11 protein-coding genes are annotated in these 24668 nt (G+C 63.5%); 2 read left to right on the top strand and 9 right to left on the bottom strand.

Translation table 11 applies throughout. The features are described from left to right. Window positions 1-75 precede the first annotated feature (75 nt). Window positions 76-768 (top strand): RNA polymerase sigma factor, encoded by a 693-nt coding sequence (locus EDE12_RS18335; RefSeq protein WP_064032707.1) that lies wholly within the window; start codon window positions 76-78, stop codon window positions 766-768. A 245-nt stretch (window positions 769-1013) separates the two neighbouring features. Here EDE12_RS18335 and EDE12_RS18330 read toward each other — a convergent pair whose 3' ends face one another. Next, window positions 1014-2069: a tetratricopeptide repeat protein gene (locus EDE12_RS18330; protein ID WP_026598267.1), complete on the bottom strand. Its 1056-nt coding sequence runs from the start codon at window positions 2067-2069 to the stop codon at window positions 1014-1016. Window positions 2070-2127: 58 nt separating this feature from the next. Next, window positions 2128-4371, bottom strand: coding sequence for a tetratricopeptide repeat protein (locus EDE12_RS18325; RefSeq protein WP_051592397.1), 2244 nt, complete (start codon window positions 4369-4371; stop codon window positions 2128-2130). Between the two features lie 332 nt (window positions 4372-4703). On the opposite strand from EDE12_RS18325, the gene EDE12_RS18320 reads away from it, so the two are divergent. Continuing rightward, window positions 4704-6425 (top strand): substrate-binding domain-containing protein, encoded by a 1722-nt coding sequence (locus tag EDE12_RS18320; RefSeq protein WP_026598268.1) that lies wholly within the window; start codon window positions 4704-4706, stop codon window positions 6423-6425. Between the two features lie 350 nt (window positions 6426-6775). On the opposite strand, the gene EDE12_RS18315 is transcribed toward EDE12_RS18320, so the two are convergent. From EDE12_RS18315 to EDE12_RS18285, 7 genes are all read right to left on the bottom strand, one after another. Beyond that, window positions 6776-19168 carry a filamentous haemagglutinin family protein gene (locus tag EDE12_RS18315; RefSeq protein ID WP_166671888.1) on the bottom strand — a complete coding sequence of 4131 codons (12393 nt, stop codon included), beginning with the start codon at window positions 19166-19168 and terminating at the stop codon, window positions 6776-6778. A gap of 245 nt (window positions 19169-19413) precedes the next feature. Further along, a complete protein-coding gene (locus tag EDE12_RS18310; RefSeq protein ID WP_024881699.1) occupies window positions 19414-19941 on the bottom strand; it encodes a YbjN domain-containing protein in 528 nt (175 codons plus the stop codon). A 20-nt stretch (window positions 19942-19961) separates the two neighbouring features. Beyond that, window positions 19962-20942 carry a peptidylprolyl isomerase gene (locus EDE12_RS18305; RefSeq protein ID WP_026598271.1) on the bottom strand — a complete coding sequence of 327 codons (981 nt, stop codon included), beginning with the start codon at window positions 20940-20942 and terminating at the stop codon, window positions 19962-19964. Between the two features lie 35 nt (window positions 20943-20977). Next, entirely contained in the window at window positions 20978-21571 is a 594-nt protein-coding gene (locus tag EDE12_RS18300) for a hypothetical protein (protein WP_051592419.1), read from the bottom strand. Between the two features lie 2 nt (window positions 21572-21573). After that, complete coding sequence (locus EDE12_RS18295; protein WP_348625824.1) at window positions 21574-23283, bottom strand: putative porin; 1710 nt, start codon at window positions 23281-23283, stop codon at window positions 21574-21576. Window positions 23284-23481: 198 nt separating this feature from the next. Next, the gene (locus EDE12_RS18290) at window positions 23482-24228 is read right to left on the bottom strand and encodes an energy transducer TonB (protein ID WP_024881695.1); all 747 of its coding nucleotides are present in this window, start codon (window positions 24226-24228) and stop codon (window positions 23482-23484) included. A gap of 31 nt (window positions 24229-24259) precedes the next feature. Continuing rightward, the gene (locus tag EDE12_RS18285; protein ID WP_024881694.1) at window positions 24260-24664 is read right to left on the bottom strand and encodes a biopolymer transporter ExbD; all 405 of its coding nucleotides are present in this window, start codon (window positions 24662-24664) and stop codon (window positions 24260-24262) included. Window positions 24665-24668 lie beyond the last annotated feature (4 nt).

The following is a 24668-nucleotide window of genomic DNA, read 5'->3' as shown; positions in this document are numbered from 1 at the left end:
ATCAGCTCGACCTATCCGCATGCGCATATTCGAGACGTCGAGGCGCGCAGCCACGATGGAAGCGGAGCGTGTTCGATGACGATCGAAACCAGCCGCGCGACTCTGATCAATTTGCTTCTTACGGGATATGAAGATCTCAAGCGGCGCCTATCGCGTCGACTGGGCTCGACGGATATCGCGGCGGACGCCCTGCAGGACACGTTCTTGCGGCTGCATTCGAGCGTCGAGATCGGTCCGATCAAGCGGCCGAAGGCCTATCTTCTCCGCGTCGCCACGCGGCTCGCCGCGGATCGGCGTCGAGCCGAATTGCTCGGCGGCCCGCCGGAATCAGAATTCTTCCTGAATATCGTCGACGACGCGCCGGATCCGGAGCGCATCGTCGAAGCGCGCTCCGAGATCGAGGCGCTGAAACGCGGCATGATGGAAATGCCGCAGCGGCGACGCGACATATTGCTCGCTGTCTCCATCGACGAAGTTCCTTCCTCCGATCTCGCAAAGCGTTTCGGCGTGACGAAGCGCACGATTCAAGCGGAATTGAAGCTGGCGCTGATCCATTGCGCGAAGCACCTCGATCGCGACATCGGCATACGTATGCCGGCGCGACGAAGTCGGATATCCCCCAGTTCTCCCGGTGACGTAAATGGGAACGCAGAGGTGAGAGGGCTCGACGACGGAAGCGATTCGAATTTGCGTGATTTTCGTCCTGAAGACAGCGATTCGCGCCCCCAAGACACATGCTTCAAAGACACACGCCCCGAAGACATATGAGCGCGAGTCGAACGGCGGCGCTTCGTTCGTCGATCGATCGTTCTCGCGCCGCTCTCGGCTCTCGCGCAGATGGGAGAGAAAACCGGCGCGCGTCTGTTACGCGGCCTTCGTCCGATTTTCGAGCAGATGCGCGACTTGGAGGACATGAGCGGGCTCGAGCGGACATGCGCCTACGAGGACGCCTGCCCGTTCCCCTTTCTCAATTTGGCGCCGCCCGAGTTGTTTCCGCCGACGCCGAGCGCCTCCTATGACGTTTTCGCCAAAGCCGCGGCGTGTCGGAGCGCGATTTCTGCACGATCGCGCATGCCCATGGCTTCGAGCGCCGTGCCGAGCGCCGCATAGAATTCGGCCGGTCGATTCTGATCGAGAAGAATGGCGTGGTGAAAATGCGGGATCGATTCTTTCGGCGCGCCCGTTCGTTGCAAAGCCATCGCATAGGCGGCGCGCGCATCGGCGTTCCGCGGCCCCACCTCGATCGCTATCTCGAATTGCGCACGCGCCTCCTGCTCCCGGCCAGCGGCGACGTAGGTCTCGGCGAGCGCGAGACGCGCGGGCACGAGCTTTGGATCGGCGGCAATCGCCTGCTCCAGCAGCTCCACGGATCGGCGCAGATCGCCCGAGACGCGGCGGAGCGCGCCTAGATTGCAGAGAGCGAAGGCATGCGTCGGCGCGCGTTTCAGGACGCACTCGAAAATGACCGCGGCGCGCGCCAGATCGCCATCGCGCTGGCGCCGCGTTCCCTCTGCGAAGAGCGCGTCGCAGAGGATCGCCTCGTCCTCGGGCGACAGATCTTCGATCTCGCGCCTCTCTTCCGTCTCCGCCTCGATGGCCGCGGCGCGGGTCGAAGCCTCCGCATGATCGGGCGAGAGGACCAGCGCGTCCGCGATATTGTCCTTCGCGCGATCGACGAAGCCCAAACGATGAAATGCGACGGCGAGCGCTACATGCCAATCGGGATTGCGCGCATCGAGCGCGAGCGCCGCCGCGAAGGCCGCGGCCGCCGCGACCGGCCGTTCGTCGAGCAGCAACAGGCCGAGCTGCGCATGCGCCTCCGCATTGCGGGGATTGGCCTCGAGAGCCGCTTTGAAGAAGAGCTGCGCCGCGGACTTCTCCATGAGCCTGGCCGCGATGACGCCGCGCAGATGGGCCGTCACCTCGCGGGCGCTCGGCTCTTCGCTCAATGTCGCGAGAAGCACCTCGGCGCTCTCCAGCCGGCCCTCCGCGATCATCTTTACGGCGCGATCGAGAATGGCGCGGATATAGTCCGGATGCCGCGCGCCGGGAATATTCTGCTGCGTCATGTCGTTCACCCGAATACAATTCGATTGCATTGAAAAAGCGGACTCGCCACGACCGCGCTCATGCGGTCGCGCCCACGCCGGCTGCATCGCGCGCGCGGCGCTGATTGCTCCATTGCGTCCAGAGACGAGACAATTCGTTCGAGAGATTCTGTCCGAAACGGACCGGATCATTCAGCGGCGAGGCCGCGACCTTGTCGCGCAGGCCGGCGCGCAAGGCCGCGAGATCCTGAGGCCGCTTCGCCCAATCGACGGCGAGCGCCACATAATCGTCGATCGAATATGTGCAGAAGTCCGCGAGGCCCGCAGCCGAAAGATGCGTCGCCGAATGGCGGCCGGCGAAAGTGTCGCCGACGAAAGTGACCGTCGGCACGCCCATCCACATGGCTTCGAGCGTCGTGACGCCGCCAGAATAGGGAAACGGATCGAGCGCCAGGTCCACCCTGTTTGCGTAGGCGTCGAGCAATATGGGCTGCTCGGCGCCGCCGACGAGCTCGACATGCTCGCGCGACAGGCCACCCTTCTCGAGAACGTCGTAGAGCGCCTTCTGCGTGGCGCTCTCGTTCAGACCGCCATAGACCATGAGGATGCGCGCGCCGGGCAACTGCTCGACGATGCGCGCCCAGGCGCGCCCGACCTCGGAATTGATCTTGGCCGGACGATTGAAGCAGCCGAAGGTGATCGCGCCCTTTTCCAGCGCCGGAAGCGGCGCCACATCCGGCGCATTGGTCGGCGGATGATAGCAGACGTAACAATCGGGCAGGCGAATGACAGGCTCGGCGTAGAATTCATCGTCCTGCGGCGGAATCTCGACCGGATCGGCGATCACGCCGTCATAGGTGTCGAGACCGATGGTGCCGACATAGCCTGCCCAGCTCAATTGAATCGGCGCCGCGCGTTGCGCGAAGACGGAGAGGCGATTGCCGGCGGTATGTCCGGCGAGATCGAAGAGAATGTCGATTTTGTGCTCCTCGACCAGCGCGGCGAAAGCCGCATCGTCGAGGTCGGAGACGTCGCGCCAGAATTTGCCCGCGGCCTTGAAGCGCTCGCTGAAATCATCGTCCTCGCGCTTCCTGTCGGTCTTGTAGCAGAAAATCTCATAGCCGAGGGCCGCGAGCTGCTCGAAGGCGCGCAGCGTCAGGAAGGCCGCCGCATGGCGGTGCATGTCGGCGGAGACGAGGCCGAGACGGGGCTTGCGCGCTGGATCGGGATCATTGCTGAAAGCGACCTTGTCGCGCGGCGCCGCCGGACGGTAGAGCGCCGCCCATCTCTTATGCGCATCGAGCAGGTCCTGCTTGGTGACGCCCGGATAATGCTGCAGAGCAAACAGCAGCGTTCCGGCGATTTGAGCGCTCTCCGGCTTGAGCTCTCCGGCCCGCCGATAGGCCGCGACCGCCTCGTCGATGCGCCCCTGTCCGAGCAGGCCGAAGCCGCGGCCGACATAGGGCTCGGCTTGCAGAGGATCGAGCTCGATGGCGCGATCGACATATCGGAGACCGGCCTCGAAGAAACGATGATTGATCAGGAAATTGCCATAGACATATTGCGGCAGCGCGATATCCGGCGCCACTTTCGCCGCCATCTCGAACAGGCGCGCCGCCTGCTGCTCTCGCGCATTCGCGCCGAGGCTCATGCCGAGATCGAGAAGCGCGCGATGGTTCTTGCTGTCCAGCGCGGCGGCCGCTTGCAGATCGTCGACGGCCTTGTCGTGCTCGCCCTCCATCGTGAGGGCGAGGCCGCGCATGCGATAGGCGTCCGCATAGGCGCCGTCGTAGGTCAACGCGGAACTCAGGGCGATGATCGCGTCCTTGGGCCGACGCTCGGTCAGCAGCGCGAGGCCGAGGCTGAATTGCGCCAGCGGCAGATGGGGAATTCGCGCGAGGCCCCTCTGCAAAAAGGGAATGCCCTGCCGGGTGCGCCCCGTCCGCGCGAGGCAGGTGCCGATCTCGGTCAAGGAGGGCGCATGTTCCGGCGTCACTTTCAATTCGAGCTGAAACGCGCCGATCGCCTCGTCGAACCGATCATGGCGACATAGAGCGACGCCATGCACATAATGATAGTTCGGCTGATCGGGCGCGCAGCGCGCGGCCTCCTCGAAAAACCGCAGCGCCTCGCGCCAGCGGTCAGCGCGCGCATGTTCGACGCCGCGCGCATATTGCTTGCGCGCGCGCGCGAGCTGCGGGGGCGGCGTCGGCGCGACGACCTCGTTGCCGGCGGCGGGCGTGACGGGACGAAAGGCCCCGAGTTCCATGCGCGCCTGCGCGCGATAGGTCGGCGGCTGGAAAAAGCCTGGAGTTTCGGCCATTTCACAAATCTCCCGGGAGATCAATCAATCGAATGACCGACGAAATATAAAGAGGCTCTGCGTTCGCAGCGACTCCTTTTTGCCAAAAAATCCGCAATTTTTTTCTTCGCGATCGACCGGATTTGGCCGTCTATAGGGTGTAAGGCGGCGCAATAGCGACAAAGGACGAGAAAAGAGGCCAAGCGTACTAAGTATCAACTACGCCTCTATATCATCTACTTGTCGGACAACTGTAACGAGAACGTCATTTTTGAACAGGGATCGGGCGGCCCCCCTCTGTGGGGGCCGACCCTTTCGCGCAGCCCTACGCGATGATCCATTAGGAGAAGCACATGTCTGCTCTTTCTTTCAGCAAAGCTCTGCGTAACGGAAGCTCGGCTCTCGCGCTTTCGACCCTCGCGTTGATCGGCGCCCAGCCGGCCCTCGCCACCGACGGCATCTTCGGCGGCGGCAGCACGCTCGCCTCGCTCGCGGAGCGCCAGCTCAGCGCCGATTACTACACCGCTTCTAGCTCGAGCGTTCTCCTCCTCTACGCCGGCATCGGCAGCGGCTCGGGCCAGCGCGTGTATATCTCCAACGACCCGTCGCAGGGCTTCCGCGGCGCCGGCCTGGATCCGGCCGCCAACCCCGACTACACCCTCGGCTTCACCTCCTACCCCTATCCGCGCATCGACTTCGGCGCGAGCGATTCTCCGCTCCCCTCGAATTTCGTGAGCGGCTACACCACCACCGTCTATCTCTGGGACCAGATCAACCACACGACGGCGGCCAATGGCTCGACGAGCTTCCCCACGGCCGACGTCGGTGATCCGATCCAGCTGCCGCTGTTCGAGGCGCCGGTCGCCATCGCCGTCAATCTGCCGGCGGTCGATCAGTCCACGGGCACGACGACGGCCGGCGGAACGACCTGGACCATCAAGTCGCAGTTCTCCACCACGGCCGCGGGCGGACGCATCCAGCTCTCGACCGCGCAGGTCTGCGCGATCTTCTCGGGCCTCGTGACGGATTGGAACTCCACCGCCACCATCCCGACGCTCTCGAGCACTGGCGTGGCGGGCACTGAAGGCTTCGCCGACGCCAACACCTGGCACGCCGCCAGCACGGCCGGCACGCCGGGCACGGGCGGCGGCACGGCCTACGCCAGCGCCAGCAAGCAGATCAAAATCGTCTATCGTTCGGACGGCAGCGGCACCAGCTTCATCTTCACCAACTATCTGAAGACGGTCTGCCCGCTGCTCGACCCGAGCAACACTTACGGCTATGTGTCGATCTTCTCGACGAGCGCCCTGCCGAACAACAACTTCACGCAGCTCATCAACAAAGTGACGGCCTATGGCCGCAGCCTCAACACGACTGGCGCCGACGGCAGCGATGCGGTCGCGGCGGCGATCGGCAACACCTCGGCGAACTACGGCTATATCGGCTATCTGAGCAACGACTTCGTCGCGCCCTATAATCCGTCCACCGCGACGACGATCCCGCACGCCGCCAGCCTGCAGAACGATTATCAGCGTTCGGCCGGCGTCACCCACCCCGGCGTGTCGTCGACCAACTTCATCGCGGCGACGCCGACGAGCGCCGACGCGGCTTGGGGAGTTCTCTCGCTGCCGGCCAGCGCGAACTTCGCCGACTGGAACGTCTATGCTCAGACCTTCCCGGCGACCACCTATCTGCCGGGCACCGGCGTGTGGGTCGACATCACCGGTCGCTCGAAGCTCCCGCTGGCGCCGGCGACGGGTGCTTATTCCCTGGTCGGCACGGCCTATCTCTATGTCTATAGCTGTTACGGCGACGGCCGGGATTCCACTCCCGCCGCGACCCGCGTTTCCGATCTTCTGGGCTATCTGAAGTGGCACTATGGTCTGACGGCGGGCAACGCCGCGACGATCACCGCCAACAACGGCTTCAAGGCTCTGTCGACTGGGGCCGGCAGCTGGGCCCAGAAAATCGGCGACACCTATCTCGGAACGGCGACCAGCTCGGCGACGATCACCGCCTATGACGGGTTCTTCATCGACGGTTGCGCGAGCGTGAGCGGAACCGGCGCGCAATAAAAACTATCGATCTCGATCGAACCGCCGGACGCGCCGAAAGGCGCGCCCGGTTTTTTTTTTGCGACGGGATTCTTTCCGGCGATCGCGTTTTCGACCGTCTCCGCTTTCGGCGCGGCGAGCCGGCCCTTGCCTGTTAGACGAGATGTCGCCGGCAGCATGTTTTTCGATTAGCAAAGGAACGCTTTAGAGAGATTCGGTCGATCGCGCCGGCCTGCTCCCGATCAGGCGAGCGGCTTCTCGCCTCTTCTCATGCCCTGCATTCTCATGCTTCGACAAGCGAGCCTTCACGCTCGCTCGGAGCCGCGTGCGCGTTGGCGGGTCGATCCGGGTTCGGATCGACGCCGCGCGGCTCACCTCGAGCGCCGCGCCCTGTCGCTCTGCGAGCTGGCGCCATTCGCTGGCGGCGGCGTCTCCGGCGAACCCGAGCCGGCGCTCGTCGGCGTCACGCTCGCGCCGCCGCCCGCCGGAGTGTCTCCGTGATCGGAGCCGCCATAGCCCAGCACCTCGACGGTGATGATCGAGGGCGTGTCGGAGCCTCCGGCGCCAGCCTGCGGCGTCGCCACCGCCTTGGCCGCCGCGCCCGCTGTGTTGGAGGCCGAGGTCAGCGCGCCGACATTCGGCCCCGTCGTCACCGTCGTCAGGCCAGAGACGCTTCCGCCGACCTGCGCATTATAGGCGTTGGCGACATGTTGCGCGACAATGGTGAGATTGCCGGCGGCCCGCACGCCCGCCGCGCCCAGATCCACCGTGCCCTTCGGCGCGGAGAGGAAAGCGTTGGAAAGGCTCGGGTCCTGCGTCGGCAGGGTGACGATGGCGCCGATGCCCGCGCCAGTCACGAGGCCTTGCGGATTGACCGAGCAATAGCCGGCGATGTAGTTGCAGACCTCGCTCAGCACCGGATTGGCGACATAGGTCTTCGGCCCCGAGCCCGCGCTTATGTCGCCATTCCCACTGAATATCTCCACATTGCCGCCCTGCTGCGTCATGATGCGGCTCTGGTTCAAGAGCACGGTCTGGTCCGTGTAGATGCGGATCGAGCCGCCGCGCAAAGTCAATATGCCTTCCTGATTGGGCTTCAGCGTATCGCGGCCGGCCGAGCCGACGCGAATGCCGCCATTGGGTCCGATGATATTGATGTCGCCGCCGGCCTGCGTCTCGACCAGCGAGAAGGGCATGACCAGCCTTCCGATCGCCGAAAGATCGGAGCCGCCGCTGCCGTCGTTCGCATAGCCGAGTCCATTCGGGAACAGCGTTCCAATCGCCTCATAGGCGCGGCCATATTTGCCGTAATAGTCGCTCGAGGAATTGCGATAATCCGTCACCACCTGCGTGAGGAATTGCAGGAAGGCCTTGTCGACGAGGAGATGCTGATGCGTCTCGTCGAGAGTCTGGAAGCTCGCCCAGGCCCGATCGCGCGACTGGCCGAGGCTGGCGGCGATGAAGGAGAGGAAGTCTATGCCGCTCGTTCCCGCCGAGGCGGGATCGACATAGGCCGATATCGCCGAGGCGTAATCGACGCCCTTGGCGATCCCATAGAGCATGGTGATGTCCGCGCCATCTTCCGGCAGATAGCTCTTCAGCGTCGCGAGCTGGCCGGCGGCTCTCCCGCCGCCCGAGCCATTGCCGATCGTGTTGACGCTGAAGGAGGCAAAACCGCTGCTTCCCAGCGGCTTGCGAATATTGCGGCCGGCCTCGAGGAGGAGCGCGCCCGGGCCGTAGAGATAATATTGGCCCGAGAGATCACGGCCGGCGACGACGCTCGTCACATCCGCATCGGTGAAATTAAGGCCGGTGAAGGTGAACTGCGTGTCGCCTATGTCGTGGCCCGCGAGAATCTGCGCCGGCCGTTCGACGGTGAGGGACCCGTCGAGGTTCATGCCTGCGCTGACAAGGATCGGCGCGCTGTTCGTCAGCTCCGTCGAAGCGAGCGTGTAGAAGGAGACGCCGAGCGGATTGACGTATCCGCCGACACTGCTGTCGATCGCCCTCGGCGTCGGAGCGCCCACGGTAAGATCGATATTGATCGAGCCCGCCGCCGCGAGCGTCAAGCTCGCTGTGTTATGTCCCAGGCTGTCGGTGGGATAGGCGAGGATCGTCCCTCCGCGGCCAGTGATATCGCCCTGCAACGCCGCGATCTCGAGGCGCGGCGGCAACAGGAGGGACGGGAAGAGCCCGACGGCCGCCACTGTCACCGCCTTCACATCGCCCGTAATGCTGGTGAGTGAGAGACCCGCCTGCGCGCCATAGCTGGTGAAGACGTTCGCTAGGCCGGAGCCAGGCCGATAGTTGGCTTGGCCGGGAGTCAGGCTCTGCACATAGTCATTACCAACGCCATTTTCTAAAGTCGTCGTCGGATCGAGCAGCGCGCCGAGCGTTAGATCACCCTTGGCGATGACGGAAATATAGCCGTCCTGCGCGGCGAGCAGCAGCGGATAGGGCGCCGCGTCCTTCGCGCTGGTGATCGGATTGTCGGCGGTCTGCTGCACATTGCCGCCGACCTCGATGAGGCCCGCGCCGCTCCCGACCAGAAAGGCGCTGGAATTGAGATTCCCGCCCGCCTGCACGAGCAGATTGCCGCCGCCGTAATAAATGGCGTGAGCCGGATCGGCGGCGGTGAAGCCTCCGGCGACGACCATCGTCTCCGGCAGGGAGGCGGAAATATCGGTGATGTCGCGTCCGGCCCGCAGCGTGATGTCGCCGCCGCCGAGCGCGCCGAAATTCTGGAAGAAGGTCGCATAATTGACCCAGGCCGCCGTCTGGCAGGCGGTGGCGCCGGTCGCCGCGCAGCCGGAGAAGGGCGTGCTGTCGCCGTCCGACGAGCCGTAATGAATGAGCCAGTCGGCCCAAGTCTCGCTCTCGGTCGCCGCGGCGACGCCGATGATGGAGCCTCCCGCCACGACGGTGATCGATCCACCGCCTGTCCCCCAGGCCGGCGTCGAGACCAGCCCGTTGGGATTGGCGTTATAGGCGCTCGCCAGGGTCGGCGCATTATAGTCGGCGGGCGTCGTCGTTGCGGCGCCGGCCGTATAGACGGCGCCTTGAACGATCGGATCGGTGAACTCGACATTGCCGGCCGCCGTCAGCGTGATCGATCCCGTGCCGGTCCGCACGATCGTCGGTATGGAGATCGTCTTCGTCGTGTCGAGCGGGTCCGTATAGGAGGTGTGGCCGTTGATCACGATGCTGGCGGTCGGCGCCTTGGGGTCGATCGCGCCGCTCAGCGCGACGACTGCGTTGGGATCGACGGAGGAGGCGCCGCCCACACCGAAATAGGCGCCAGCGACGAAATCATAGGACGAGCTGGCCCCGAAGCTCGCCGGCATCAGGCTCGCCGCCGACGTCGTGTTGTAATCCTTGATCGTCACCGCATTGCCCAAACTATCCGTCGTGACATTGCTGGCGGGATTATTGGCGATGGCGTTGGCGGGGCCCGGCTGGGCACTCGAGGCGAGGACGATCGGCGGCGTTTCCGAGGTGGTGGGAAGATAGGGCAGAACGGCGAGCCACAGGGCGGTCTTGCCGGTCGTATTCGCGGCGCTGCCGGTCACATTGCCCGGCTCGACCTTGTTGCCGTTGTAAAAAAGTATAAAATTGTAGTACGCGGAAGATGTTCCCGTGGCGTAGTTGGTCACATAGTCGGTGGTGAATTGCGATGCGGTCTCGGTCGCGCCGCCGGAATAGACACTGCCGTAGACCGGCGGTATGGGCGCGAGAATGGTCGAAGGATAGGTCCTCGGATCGACGCTGCTGTTGACCGGCGCTTGGCTATATATACCATAGTAGGTCTTGAGATATGTCGCCAATGCGGCGGAGTAGGTTTTATAGGCGGAGACGTAATTGGCGTAGCTCGTGTAATGGGTCGGGTTATTGTCGAAATTGGTCAGATTTTGCGTTGTTCCATTCGACGAGCTTGCCGGCGTCGAGAATGTCTGGGTCGCCTCGTTCGCGATGCCTGCGACGCCGGTGACATAGCGCGAGCCCACATAATAGGTGTTATAGGCGGCCACATAGGCGGCGTAGGATGAATAATGAGTGGGATCATTGTCGAATGTGCCGGAGCCAGAGGCGTTGGTCGTGATATAGAGCGAGCTCGCGCCGCGACCGAGAATGTTGATATAGGGAATCGTCGTATTCGCATAGTAATAGTAATACTGCGCATACCATGTATTTTGCGCGACCGTGCCATAGGAAGACGGAAACACGGTGGGGGGCGCATAGATGGATGTCATCCCCGGCATATAGGCGGCCGTCCCATACAGGTTCCTGCTCGTGTACCGGGTCGTCGCCAGGGCGAGAGATGGATCGTTGCTGGCCAGGCTGCTCGCCACCGCGGCCGCGAAGAACGGATCGCTGGTTTCATAGAAGCCGTCGCTGATCGTAGCGTTCAGCTGGATATTATTCGCGGCCCGCAACGTCAGCACGCCCGGCTCGCCGCCATTGGTCGTCCGGTAATAGAGCGAGAAGGCGCCCGTCGCCGTATTGTAGACGCCGGCGCCGAGGTTCCAATTGGAGGCGACGGTCACATTGCCGCCATTGATGCTGCTGGACGGATTGACGAGATCGACCTCCGGCCGCAGATGCAGGGAGGTCGAGGGCAAGGCCGTCGCCGGTCTGTCGCCGACCTGCAATTTGGCCTCCGCGAAATCGGCCGCCACCGCCGCCGCATTGCCGCTGAACGGATTCTCGACGAAATTGAGCAGCGTGTTCTGATAAAAGCCGACATGCGGCAGATAGGCGCCGCTGGCCGGCGCCGCATAAGTCGAAGAGGGATAGAGGCCGGACGTCGCCGAGATGATCTGCGCGCCCGCTCCGCTGAAGAAGCCCGCCGGATCGATGATCCCGTCGAAATGCTGCTGCATCTGCGCCTTTTGCGCCGCCGTCAGCGCATTATATTGCGCGACGGTCGTGATCGAGCCGCAGCCTCCCGAAATGAGCGTGCAGGAATCGGTCGTGCTCCACACTGCGAAAGCATCGAGGACGACGCCCTGGCCACTGGCGTTCCCGCTAGAGTCCGCATTGGTGACGACAGTGCCCTTGAAACTGACATTGACATTGTTGTTCGTCAGGATCGGCGCGCGCACGACGACGGCGCCGCCGGTATTGTCGACGCCGTCCCCGCCCGGACCGCCGCTCACGTCGAAGATCGCGCCGCTCTCCACCTTGACGGCGCCCGAGCCCGTCACATTCTCGTAGCCATAGGTCGCATTCAGCGTTCCATTCGTGGCGCCCGTCGTGCCGAGGGTGATCGTGCCGCCGCGCTGGCTCTGCGCGCTCTCGCCATTGGCGTAGCCCGGATCGTCCTTCTCCGCCGCGACATAGTGGGCGTCGAGCTTGGCGGTGGAGCGAATGATGACGCCCGTAGCGCCGGGATCGGTCGCGGCCAGCGTCGTCGTTCCGGCGCCATAGAGCGCGATGCTGCCGCCGGTCGGCCCGCTGGCGTCGATCGTTCCATTGACGATGACGCTGCCCTGATTGGCGACGAGCAGCACCTCGGTCGAGCTCAGCGTCACGCCTGTCGGCACGACGATGTCGCCCGGCTCATAGATCGCGGCCGCGAAGCGGCTGGTGAAGCCGCCCCACGGAAGATCGCCGACGATGGTCCCGGTGCTGAGCACGAAAGCTCCGCCCGCGTCCTTATAGGCCGCCGAGCCGTCGAGCGTTCCCTGAAGCGTCGTCGTCCCATCATTGGCGGTCGTGATATAAATTCCGCCCGCATAGCCGTTGCCCGAAGATCCGTCGGCATTTTTGGCAGCCGAGACGTCCACCTTCGCGCCGCTCGCGATCGTCACATTTCCTTTCTGCGAGACGAGCTTCACCACGCCGCCGGGCGAATATTCCGTGCTGTTGCCGAGCACGATACGCGTGCCAGCGGCGTTTACGATGGCGCCGTCGGCGAGAGTCACGTCGCCCGTCGTCGCGGTCAGCGACAAGGTTCCCGCCTGTACGGTGATCGCGCCCGAATCCGCGATGCTCGCGGCCGTCAGCGACAGGCTGCCGCCGATCTCTGTCGGATCGACGGCAGCCGCCGCGCTCGTCGAGAGAATGGTCAAAAGGCCGCTCGTCGTCAGCGCCTGCGCCGAGCCGGAGACGGCGATGACATTGGGCGAGGAGAAGACGAGATCGGCGACGCCCGAACCATTGCTCGCCGTCAGCGAGCCCGTTCCGGCGAAGCGGATCGCCTCTCCCGACTGCAGCGCGATCGTCGAGAAGCCGTTCGCGGTCATCGTTCCGGCGCTCTGGGTGATCGTCTTGCTCGCGACGAGGGTCAGCTTTCCGTCTGTCCCCGAAAGCCCATTGGTCGTCGTCGAGGCGCTCTGCGTATTCGTCAGCGTGATATTAGAGGCGTAGACGCTGGTCTCGCCCCCCTCGCTGTAGAATCCGCCGCCGTCGAAGGTCAACAGGCCGATCGGATGGGCGGAGTCGCCGATGGAAAGGCCACCGACATCGTGAAAATTGAAGGCCGAGGCGCTACGCAGGCGAACCGAATCCGCGCCGACGAAATTGGCGATGATCGCATCGGTCAGCGCGAGGCCGGCAGAACTGCTATCGGCGCCGAACTCGATCGCCTTGGCGGAAAGATCGAAGGCTTTGGCGATGAGCGCGGCGTTGGGGCCGACGCGATTGACGCCGCTCGAATCGAGGGTGAGGGCGGCCGCCCCGTCGATGGAGACATTGGCGCCGATGACGAGGCTGCCGGGCGTGGCGGCGGGGGTCGGCGCGGGCCCGGATCCGGTGTAGAGACCCGGCAGATAATTGCGGGTCACGGTGACCATCGCGCCAGTAGAGACGCGCAGCAGCGAGCCTTCCCCGCTCACGCCCGCCGTATAGGTCACGACGCCGCTGCTGTTGGTCTGCGCGACCGGATCGGCGCCAATGACGATCGCCCGGTCGCCTCCGCTCGGCACGGTTCCGATCGCGGCGATGGCGCTACCGTCGTCGACGAGAATGCCGCCGCCGCCCGCCTTGGTCATGATGAGAAGCTGCGGCGCGCTCAGCGCGTGAGCGGCGTCGGTGGCGATCTCGACATCGGTGGCGACGCCGGTCACGACGAGATTGCCCGACGTATCGACGACCGACGAGCCGCCGATCAGCAGAGTGGTCGCGCCGACAGTGTCGAGTTGATCGGCGTAGAGCTTCAGATAGCCGTCCGTCCCCGCCGGGGCCGCCATATCCTTGGAGCCGAGCACGAGCACCTTGGCCGCGCTGATCGCCAATTGCCCGCCGACGCCGGCCACATCCGGCGCGAGCGGACTGGAGCCCGCGGCGAAGCCGAACAGGCTGCCCGCGTCGATGGAGAGCGAATTGCGCGCGGCGAAGGTCAGGGAGCCGCCGTCCACCGGGAGAAGCGGAATGGCCGTGCCGGCGGTGAGCGCCAGATTGCGGATGAAGCTCGTTCCGGAGGTGATGTCGATCTGCGAATATTGCGACCAGGTCGATTGCGACTGCAATTGGAACAGCACGGTTTGCGAGGATCGCGTCCCGCTGATGACATTGGCGAAATTGCCGGTCACATAGAGCGAGCCGTCCATCGACGTGTAGCTTTGCGCGGCCGCGCTCTTCACTGATGTGGAGGCGACGGTGACGCGATAAGCGCCGGGCAAGGTCGCATACATGCCGGGCATCAGAGTGTAATAGCCGGCAGCTATCCCATTGCCGCCGGCGATATAGATCGCCGTTCCGGCCGGCGCGTTCAGCAGGCTCGAGGCAAAAGCCGCCGAGCCGATATCGGAATTGGTCGCAGCGAAAGTCGGATCATAGGCGGCGACCTTGGCGGAGGAGGTGGGAACGAGGGCGTAGACCGTGGAGCCGGCGAGCACATTGCGGCTGCCGCCCGTGCCGGCGACGAATTCGCTGGCGTAGATGTCTCCGCCGCCAGAGAGATCGAGCTTTGCTCCGGCGGACGTCGAGACATCGGCGCCGTTGAGCGTGATCGCCTTGGTCGGGCTCGCGGTGAGGCTGGAGCCGTTATAAATAATAGTGGCCCCGCTGCTCGTGGTCGTTTGTCCGACGTACCAAACCTCGCCGTCGACAGTGTAGCCATAAGGAATGAGCGAGCCAGCTCCCGAGACGGAGGTGAGGCTGCCGGCGCCGAGCGTGACGCTCTGCGTCGTCGTCGTATTGCCGAGCACGATTTGTCCAAAGGGCGCCCAGAGCGTGCCGTTCTGCACGATGTTCGTGGCGTCGACGATGATCGTTCCGCCGGCCGACAGCGGCGCGCTGGCGACGCCATTCTGCTCAATGTCGATCGTGCCGGTCGCCTTCAGCGTGAAGCTCGTTCCGCTGGTCGGATAGATTTCCGCCGCTTTCAGCGTCAGATCGCCTGCGACGCCGAGCGAACCAGTAAAATTATTGTTATTGCTCGTAGCAGTGTTCGCTCCCATCAGGCGGATCGCGTCGGCGCTGTTCAGCGTGACGGAGCCGACATTACGGAAGTTGACTCCCGAGCCAGCAGCGCCGGCATTCGGATTGCCGATGTCGATCCATTGCGCCGAAATATTTATCGATCCATCGCTCACTGTCGCAGCAGGCAGGACAGCTCCTGTTGTGATCTGACCGAGCCACACATAGCCCGAGCTCAAATCCACCGTCGTATGGCCGATCGAGGGGGCGCTATAGGTCAATGGATCGCCGCCACTCGCCGGCAGCAATGTGAGGTCGCCGCCGAGGATGAGCGATCCGCGCATCTGAATCGACTGCGATCCGACGAAGGCGACCGTGGTCGCGGCGTTCAGCTCGATCGAGTCGAAGCCGCTATTGTTCAGCGTGTCGACGCCGATGAAGGCATTGCCCTGCAAGGTCGTGTGCGATGCCAACGCGGCGTCGATGATGCCCGCCTGCTCGACGACTATCGTGCCGGGAAGCCCCGCATAGCCGTTGGTCACGCGGCTGGAAAGAAGGCTCGGCGCGCTGGACGCCGGTATTCCGATGCGGAACAGGCCGCCATTCGCGAGCTCCCCGCCGCCATGCGCGCTGACCGAGCCGGCGAAATAGAGAGAGGACGCGCCGATCTGCAGGACGCCGCCGTCGCTCCATATATTTCGCGTCGCGAAGCGCGGCCCGAACAGTCCCGCGCCGGAGGGAATCTCGACCTCCGCCGACGTCCCGTCGAGAAGGAAGCGCGAGCCCGTCTGCGCAGTGACCGAATCGCCGAACAGCGTGATCGTTCCGGCGTCGAGCGCGCTGCCTGTACGATAGGCGGTCACGGTCGGATCGGCAATGAACACACCACTCACGTCCAGCACGGCGTCGGCGCCGATGGTGAGCTGCATCGGCGCCACCGTCTGTGTCGGCCCGGTCGAACCGTTCGAGACGCCTGTATTGGCCAGGACGATGTCGCCGCCGGGCGCGATGATCTCGCCGAGCACGGTGACCGGGCCGGCGGCCGCCAGCGTCACCGTCGCCTGCCGCGTCGCATTCGCTTCCGCGATGATTCTGGCCCCGGCGTCGAGCAGCGTTCCCGCTGTCGTGCTCGGTCCCGTCCCGCCGTAGATGTAGCCATATTCCTGCAGCGCGAAGCTCACGGGATTGCGCAATCCGTCGGGCGCGAGTCCGACCGTCGCGACGTCGCGCAGCACCGCGCCTGTCGGCAGCGATAAGAGCGCATCGTTCGCCGCGAGATAATTCGCCTGCCGCAAGAGCACGGTCGTGCCGGCGGTCACCGTCGAGCTGCCATAGACGCTGGTCAGCGAATAGTTGGAAAATCCATTGTCGGTGAAGAAGCTCGCCGGCAGGACGATCTCGCCGGATCGCGCGCCGGAGGTATAGGTTGTGATCGCGCTCGCCTGCCCGTCGATAGTGATCGTCGGGGCCTGCAGCGTGAAGGTTCCGCCCGTGTCGAAGCCATTGGAATAGATCGCGCCGCCGAGAACCGCCGTCGCCGTATTGGGCTGATTGCCGTTGGTCGGTGGCTCGTTGTAGGGTTGATAATCACTGTTGAGCCCGACGAATCCGCCCGAATAAGTGACCAGCGAGAGGCTTCCGCCCTTGCCGACCGGCAGACCATCGGAGCCGAGCTTCAATTTGCCGTTGGAGCCGACATAGCCGCCGCTCGAAACATCGATGATGCTGCCCGGCGACAGAATGATGCTCTGCGTCGCGTCGACATTGTCGGTGTCGGCCCGCCCTCGGTGATAGGTTGCGGCCAAAGTGGTGATGCTGATCGAGCCACCGTCGATGAAGGCGGAACCCTGCAACCGATCGCCGACGGCCCCCGAGTCGTTGATCCACAGCCCGTGGACGTCGAGAAGCGCGTTCGATCCAATCACCAGATCGGCAGGAATCGACGCGGCTGTCACGTCGCTATTGTAGATATGGCCGGAGAGCGTGATCTTGCCGGCGGGCGCGATGATCGAGCCGTCGATGGTCTCGACATTCGTCAAGGTGACCGAGCCGCCCGAGGCAACCTTCAGAACAGCGCCCGTGGCCATGTTCACTGTCGGCTGACGGGTGCCGGAGCCTTGGATCGTGATTGAGGCGAAACCGGTCTCGGACAGCCGATCCGTCAGAATGGGCAAGGTCGAGGGCGCGCGCCAATTCGAGCCATAGCTATACGAGGCGAGCCCGTAAGAATCGTCGCCGGCGTCCGCGCTCGATTCGAGCAGATAGCTCGACACGAAGGCATTGGACGAGGTGATCGTCAGCGACGCGCCGGCCGGCAATTGCGCGAGCGATGTCTGAACCGCCGTTCCGCCGCCCTGCGCATTGGCGCGCTGGCGCAGCCCGGTCACTGTCTCGCCGAGAATCGTCCCATCGAGAATCGGCGCCGCCGCGATCGACAGAGAGCCGGCGCTGGCGCCGGCGAGATAGCTCGCCTCGTAACGCGACCTGTTCAATAGCGGGTTGACATAGGTCTCGGTCACGCCCCAGCGCGAATGATCGACCGTGAAGCCGCTCCCCGCCGTGACGCCGACATAGCGGATCGTCGGATCGGCGCTGCCGATGTCGTAGAAGCGCCCGTCCGCGCCGACGAGCCGCGTCGTGTTCACCGCCGAGCCCGTATAGGTGACATAGCCGCCAGAGAGATCGACGATCGAGCCAGGCTGTTGGATAAAATTCGTCCCCGAGACATTGACCGACCCGCCGACCGTCAAAATCTCGTCGATCGACTTGGGAATGAGCTTGGCGTAGCCGGAGGCGTCGACGATCGGCGAGCCAACCCGCGTGTCGATCGTCACCGTCTTGCCGACGAGGGCGGCGGCGAGCGGCGAATCGGCGATCTCATTGGGCGTGACGACGAAGGTCACGAGGAAATTGGAGATCGGAACCTGCACATCGGCGAGACCCGAGACATCGATTGTCGCGCCGGTCTCGAGCAGCACCTCGGGCGCAGTCACGTTCACCGCTGCGCTCGGCGCCCGCAGCAGCGCGCCGGATTGGAAGTCGACGCCTTTGAAGGCCGTGATCGAAATTTGCGGCTGCAGGCTGCTCGCGAAATAGTCGGTGGTAGCTGTGCCGCTCGGAACCGAGCCGCTCCCCTCGTCCGGCAGAATGGCGGTGACGCTGTTCGGCCCAAAGACGACATTGTCCGTCGAGTAGAGCGTGATCGAACCGGGGCGCGTCACGCTCGTCGTCGCCGCCGACACGCCGAGTTGCTTGATCGGTCCGCCGGCGATCGTCACATTTCCGCTCGGCGCCAGCAGCAGGCCGTCGTTGACCGCTGCGCCCTGATAAGAAACGGTGAAGGTCTTATTCGTCGGATTCGTGCCGGCGGAAAAGTCCTGATCGACGACAATCGCCGTGCGCACGCCCGTCGCTGTCGACTGCGGCTCGCTGAGCAGCGCCGACCCCTCGGCGGCGAGGATGATCTGGCCGTTCTTCGTCGTGATCGAGCCGGAATTCGTGACATTGGGGGCGAGCAGCGCCACGTAGCCGCCGTCGCCGGTCGAATTGACCGAGGTATCGATCGACGCGCCTTTTTCGACCACGACCGCGCCGATGGTCTGCCCGGCGATCGTCCCCGTGGAAAAACGGGTGGAATTGCCGATCGTCGTCCCGAGCGCCGTCGCGATCGGGAAAAGTCCCTGCCCCGCATCGGCGCCGACGAAATTCGTATTGGCCGCGACCTCGTTCGACGGCGCATAGGCCGCGATGTCGCCGAGACCGTCGATATGCAGCGTCATCTTATTGTAGGCGGCGGCGCCATTGAAGACGCTCGACGAGGTGGTTCCGTCCATGTCGAGCGAGGAGGCGATCAGCGAATGAACGTTGATCTGCGCGCCGGCGCCGAAAATAACGCCATTCGGATTGATGATGAGAACCGTGCCGTCGGCCTTGATCTGGCCGAGGATTTGGCTGGGCGTTCCCGTCGCATCGATTCGGTTCAGCGCCACCCAGCTCGGATTGCCCTGCTGGTCGTAGACGACAGTCGTATTGGGCGAGACATTGTAATAGGCCCAGGTTATCACCGCCTGCGCGGCGTTCTGCTTGATCGTTACAGTGGTCTTGCCACCGGTCGCCGATTGCGTCGGCAGATCGGCGTTGATCCAAAGCCCGGGAGTCGTTCCGACACGCGGATCGACGACGAGCCCCGGCAGCTTGCCATTGCCGCCGACCGAGAGACCATCGGCGATCGACGAATTCGTAGCCCCTGCCGCCGCCGCGCGCGCGGCCGCTTGCGCCGCTTGCATGGCCTGAATCGCCTGCGTCGCGCGCAACAGCGATCCCTGGCTCTGCTTGGCTATGGCCGCGGCCCGCTGCGCCTCTGTCGTTGCTGCGTCGACCGCGACGGTTGGCGCCGAGGTCACTCCGGAAGCGCGCCCGAGCGGCCGAGCGGCCGCGCCACCGAGCCCTTGCAAGAGTATGAACGACAAAGCGATCGCGCTCGCTCCCGCTAGCAGAACACGCCGCGAGGATCGCGCCTGTGGCCTTGCGAGCCCTAGCGCCGATGCTTTCGACTCTCGGCGGGCGGCCGCGCCGCAGCGATGTCTACCGGATATCGGAGCGTGAACGCGATGTGTCATGTCGGTGCCATGCATCTTGCGAGAGAATGTCAATGTGACGTGTGCGTGCCGAATCCCGTCGCCGGATCGTCGCTCGCCGGAGCGGCCACATCCACCTCCACGCCGCGACCGGTCCCATTCGCTTGCGGTCCTCGCAACCGATCACGCAAATAGACGATGAGCTCCTGCGCGAGCTGGTCCCAGATTTCGACATGCGCCCGCAAATGGCTTTTCGTCACGCCACCGACAACGGAAATATCCATGCAGAGCGCGAGGAACGGCCCGCTCAACTGGAGGCGCGAAAACCGTCGCGCGACGTTCCAGTCGTTGACGAGGTCTCGCGGCAACTCGCCATTCACTTGAAGAACGGACACGAACGCCATATCGGCGAAACGCACGCTCTCATCGCCGACCAAGCGATTGCCAGGTCGAATATCGAAGGAGAGACCGCTGGTCGCCGAGCGCAAATAAGCGACATTCGCGACCGGATCGGTCACCGCTTCTACGCGGTAGCCCGCCTGCTGGAGAAGATCTCGCAGATCGTCGAGCGTCAAGGATGTGACGAGGATATCGGACATGAACGACCTCCCAGATGAAGTTACTTGCGAACGCTGTCGAGCAGATTCGACAAAGCGATTTCATTGACGACAGCCGGACGCTTTTTCAGCAGCTCGGCGACATACGCGCGGCGCAACACATTCGCCCGCTCGGTCCGCATTTGTTGCGCGAGCTGCTCGCGCGCTTCGGCGAGCGAACGCGTGTAGGACGCCTTCGTATCGATCAGCTTGACGATGTGCCAACCATCGTCCAAGCGGATCGCCTCCGAAACCGCCCCTTTGGCGAGACCTGTCACACGCGCGCGGATCTCAGGTCGAATCTGACCTTCCGACAACCAGCCGAGATCGCCCCCGTCGCTGGCGTCATTTCCGGCGCGCGCCACCGCCATGAAGTCGGCCCCCGCCGCCTTCAACTTGCGCTCGATCTCTTCGAGCGCCTTCTTCGCCTTATCCTCGGTCGCGCGGTCGGCGTCCTTCGGCGCCGAGACGAAAATATGGCCGAGCTGAAACTGCCGCGGAACGACGAAGACGCTGCGATTTGCGTCATAGGTCTTCTGCAGCTCCTCCTCGCTCGGGTAATTCGCCGGAGGTATCGAGACCGACTGCAGATAGAGCTCTACGAGCGCGCGCTCCCGCAATTGCTCGAGCTGGACCGCGACATGCGGCTGCTGGTCCCACTTCTTCGCGATCGCCTCCTGCAGCACGACACGCTCATTGAGCATGAGACGCACCATCTGATTGAGCAGCGCCGGCTCTTTGGCGATCGCCGCCTGCTCGCGCGCGCCGAGCGTCGCAACATAGGCGCGCAACTGCGCAGAGGTGATGTCGCTGTCGCCGACATGCGCGACGACGTCCTCACGCGATCTACCGTCGACGTTCACGGCCTCCGGAGACGCTTTCGGCTTGCTCGCCACCTGCGGCGCAGGTCTGAGCTTGGGAGCGACGGCGCCGCCGGGGGGCGCTTCCGCCAGCGCGCCAACGGTGAAGCCGATCGTCCCCGCGAGACCGACGGCGCACGTCACTCGGAGAAGGCTCGTAACGCGGAACAACACATGACTCATGGCTTCACCTTGTGATCGAGGATCTTGTCGTTGTAATCTTGCAGGAGATTTTGGATTTCGATGCGCCGCACGCCCGTGAGCGGCTCGCTCGCCAAAGCGAGATCCGCGAAATTCGCCGCCTCATAGCGCTCCAGCAAATCGCGGCCGACCTTCACCAGCTCGACATTCTTCGCGTTACAGCTCTTGACGTTCGCCTTGTATGCTGCGGCCTGCGCTTCGAATTTGGCGCGCTCCGCGTCTTTGGCTCGCGCAACATCGGCGGCCTCCTCATAGGCCGCCTTCCACTTCTCTAAGGTCTCGTCTCGCTCTACGAGGCGTCGATTGAACTCCTCAATTGCTTCGCGATTCTGCTTCGCGACTTGCTTGACTTCCGCCTTGGCCGCGCTGGCTTGGTCTTTGAGTCGCGCGCGTTCACTCTCCGCCTCGGCGAGCTTGGCCTGCAGCGCGGCGCGCTGATCTTCCAGCGCGCGCTGTTGCGAGATCGCACCGCGCAGAGCCTCGCGAAGCCGATCCGCTTCCGAATCCGCTCGTGCGCCCGTGATCATCGACGCCGCAAGCGACACGGCGACAAAAAACGTCGGAAATCGCATCATCAGAACTTCCCGTTGAGATCGACATGCAGAACGTCGACGGCGTAAGGGACGCCGGAGATGCTATTCGCACTCATCCAGCGCAGCGACAGCCACACATTCTTGCCGACTCCGAGATTTCCGCCGACGAAATAGCCCTTCAGATTCGTGCCGCCGAGTCCGAAGTCGGCGTCGACGAACGCGTCCACCATCGCATCCGACCCGAGATATTTGTAACCGGCAAAGACATTCCAATCCCAGAGACGACGAATTTCCCTATGTCCGACAGTTGCGCTCGCGAGATAGCCATATTTCCCGCCCACGTAATTGCCGGGATACCACTCGTTGGCGCTTATCTGGAATGCCCCGGTCAGATTGTTCGCGAGAATATCCGGCCTGATCTTTCCGTCGAAAGCCGTGTTCACCAGATACTCGCCATTCAGAACGACATGTACCGGATCGAAATGTCCGAAGTCGATCTCTCCGGAGGCGACGAACGGCCGAAACTGCTGGGCGAGTCCGAAATATTGATATTGACCGGTTGTCCCGCCGCTGTTCGACGTGTCGCTGATGATCGAGCGCAGCGGCATGTAGGTGTTGCCGCGCTGCGCGAAAGACGGCCGCGTCAGATCCGTGTTACACCCGTCTGATGCGCTATAGACGCGGCACGGGCTCGACAATTCTCCCTGCACCTTGCTGAAATCATAATAGGCGGCGGCGATCTTGAACGCATAATCATCATTGAGCTTGGCGGAGACGCCGAGCTGCCCCGCGAAGAGCCATTTATCGTGGCTCGGCAGCTTCGTCGGAGGGCCGCCGTCATAGGCCGGCAAATTGATTCCCGCGTTCAAATCCGTGTTGAAGACCGGAAAGGCTCCGCCGGCGACGAAAGAGGTAATGCCTTCGGCGATCTCGTATTTGCCCCGCGCAGCGAAGCCGTCGAATCCTATGTCTCGATACCAGACGAGATCGGTCGGCGACCAAAATGGATTATCCATTCGCCCAGCGGTCAGAGAAAATTCTTCGCGCGGCTGATATTTGAAGAAAGCGCGATCGATCCATAAGGAATATGTCGAGAAATTGCCGCCGCTCGCGCCGAAGGTCTGGTTCTGCGACACGGGCGAATTATTCTCGCCTCCCGCAAAGCGCAGGCTAGCCGAAAGGCCATCGTGAAGATCGGCGACCATTCCGAGTCGGCCGCGGAAGCGGAATTGATCGCGATTCTGCGTGACGTCATAGGTCGGATAGTAATAGGGGTTGGTCTTGCTCACATCATAGGGCGAACCGGTGTTGATCGCATTGAAATTGACAGCGTCGTATTGATCGTTTCCGCTGGGATAGTAGATTCCGCGATATCGCAGGCGCATGTCGCCATAGAACTGGATGCGCGACGCCCATTCCGGATATTTGCCGGGCGAGGCCCAATTTTCTTTCTCGGCCTGAGCCATGACCTCGTTCTTGATGTCCTCGCGCAATTGCCGCTTCACCACCTCCGGCACATAGGTCACATGTTTGACGCCCGGCGGCGACGCGGCGGCTGCTGCGGCCGCGACTTTCGCCGCATCGCCCGCTTTCACGGTCGCATCCTTCGCAGCTTGGCGCTGCACATAGGCCTCATTGGCCGCCTGCTCGACGAGCGACTTCGCTTGCTCCTCCGTCAGCACGCCCTGCTTGACGAGAAGATTGACCAGATTGATCGTCGCATTGGGCGATAGCGGCTTGGCTCGCGACACTCTGGCTGGCTTCGGCTCCGGGGTCTTTCCCTCGTCTGCGGCATCTTGCGCGACAACCGGAGCCGAGCCCGCGCATGCGCAAAGAGACGCGACGAAGACCAACGAACTGCGACGCGCTCCCGACTTTCTCTCGAACATGAAACTCCCCAGCACTCTTCAGCCTCGATGCGTGGCTTCGATTGAAACTATCTGCGCCGATCAACTCGGACGCTGCTCGGTGATCCGAATAATCATCGGCATCGGCATGCCTTTGGGCGGCGGCTCGCGCAGAGTGAGATTACCGAACACCTCATTGCGGAGAACCGCGTCGAGCTCGGCGTCGCCGGTCGTTCCGTTGAGCTGCACTCTGGTCACGCGACCGGACTGATCCGCCCACAAGCGGATATTGCCGCGCATCGTCGCTTTGCGCGTCCGCTTATGCGCCTCGAGAGCGGAACGGAGCTGGGATTGCACCATGGACGCATACCAGCCCCACCCGCTTCCGCCGCCGGAACCGCCATAAGCATTTCCCCCGGGCTTGCCGCCGAGATTGAACAGATCGCCGGGTCCCTGCGCTTTGGCGTCGAGCGAGAGTGGTCCAGGAGGCTGATCGTTCTTCGCATCCTTGATCGGCGCCTTCTGCGGCTCGTCGACCGGCTTCGGCTCTTGGAACTCCGGCTGGTCCACCTTCGTCTGCTCGATCATCTTCTGCTCAGGCGGCGGAGGGGGTGGAGGCGGAGGGGGCGGCTGAAGAATATTGACGATCGAAAGCTCGTGAATTCGGCGAGGCGCCGGAAGATCGTCATGTCCAGAAAGGACGACGATAGCGATGATCGACAGAACCGCGCCGCCGATCGCAATCGTCGCCCTATGGCGGCGCAGCCAGCCTCTCACAGACGCGTCATTGCGATGCTGGAAAGCTTCACGCTCCGGCCGACGATAACTTTGTCCAGTCGACGAATTCATGACGCCTTCTCCGAATTTCGCGCGCGGCAGCTCACTTCACCAACGGCTTGGTGGCGAGCCCCACTTGCGTGAGGCCGATACGCGACAAGAGATCGAGAACATCCATCACGCTTTGATATTGCGCCTGCGCGTCGCCGCGCAGCACGATCGGAAACTCCGGCGTCAACGCCTTCTGCTGGATGAGCCGCTGCTCGAGCTCTGGCAAGGTGACGGGAATCGTGTCGAGAAAAATCTTGCCATCATTGGCGATGGTGATCGCTTTCGTCGTTTGCGTGGCGAGGCTCGGAGCGGCGGAGGCCTTCGGCAGATTGACCTTTTGGCCCTGCACCGTCGCTGTCGTCATGATGATGAAGATCACTAGTAGAACATAGGCGAGATCGAGCATCGGCGTGATGTTGATATCGTCATAGGGCTTGGCTTCGTCTTGCATCTTCATTGGC

This window comes from Methylosinus sp. sav-2, from assembly GCF_004366495.1.
Taxonomy (GTDB): domain Bacteria; phylum Pseudomonadota; class Alphaproteobacteria; order Rhizobiales; family Beijerinckiaceae; genus Methylosinus.
This window is presented reverse-complemented; position numbering and strand designations above follow the sequence as displayed.

What these genes read in the sequence shown, in the direction of transcription:
- EDE12_RS18335 (WP_064032707.1), top strand. Translation starts at nt 76, where the DNA reads ATGACGATCGAAACCAGCCGCGCGACTCTGATCAATTTGCTTCTTACG.
- EDE12_RS18330 (WP_026598267.1), bottom strand. Translation starts at nt 2,069, where the DNA reads ATGACGCAGCAGAATATTCCCGGCGCGCGGCATCCGGACTATATCCGC.
- EDE12_RS18325 (WP_051592397.1), bottom strand. Translation starts at nt 4,371, where the DNA reads ATGGCCGAAACTCCAGGCTTTTTCCAGCCGCCGACCTATCGCGCGCAG.
- EDE12_RS18320 (WP_026598268.1), top strand. Translation starts at nt 4,704, where the DNA reads ATGTCTGCTCTTTCTTTCAGCAAAGCTCTGCGTAACGGAAGCTCGGCT.
- EDE12_RS18310 (WP_024881699.1), bottom strand. Translation starts at nt 19,941, where the DNA reads ATGTCCGATATCCTCGTCACATCCTTGACGCTCGACGATCTGCGAGAT.
- EDE12_RS18300 (WP_051592419.1), bottom strand. Translation starts at nt 21,571, where the DNA reads ATGCGATTTCCGACGTTTTTTGTCGCCGTGTCGCTTGCGGCGTCGATG.
- EDE12_RS18290 (WP_024881695.1), bottom strand. Translation starts at nt 24,228, where the DNA reads ATGAATTCGTCGACTGGACAAAGTTATCGTCGGCCGGAGCGTGAAGCT.
- EDE12_RS18285 (WP_024881694.1), bottom strand. Translation starts at nt 24,664, where the DNA reads ATGAAGATGCAAGACGAAGCCAAGCCCTATGACGATATCAACATCACG.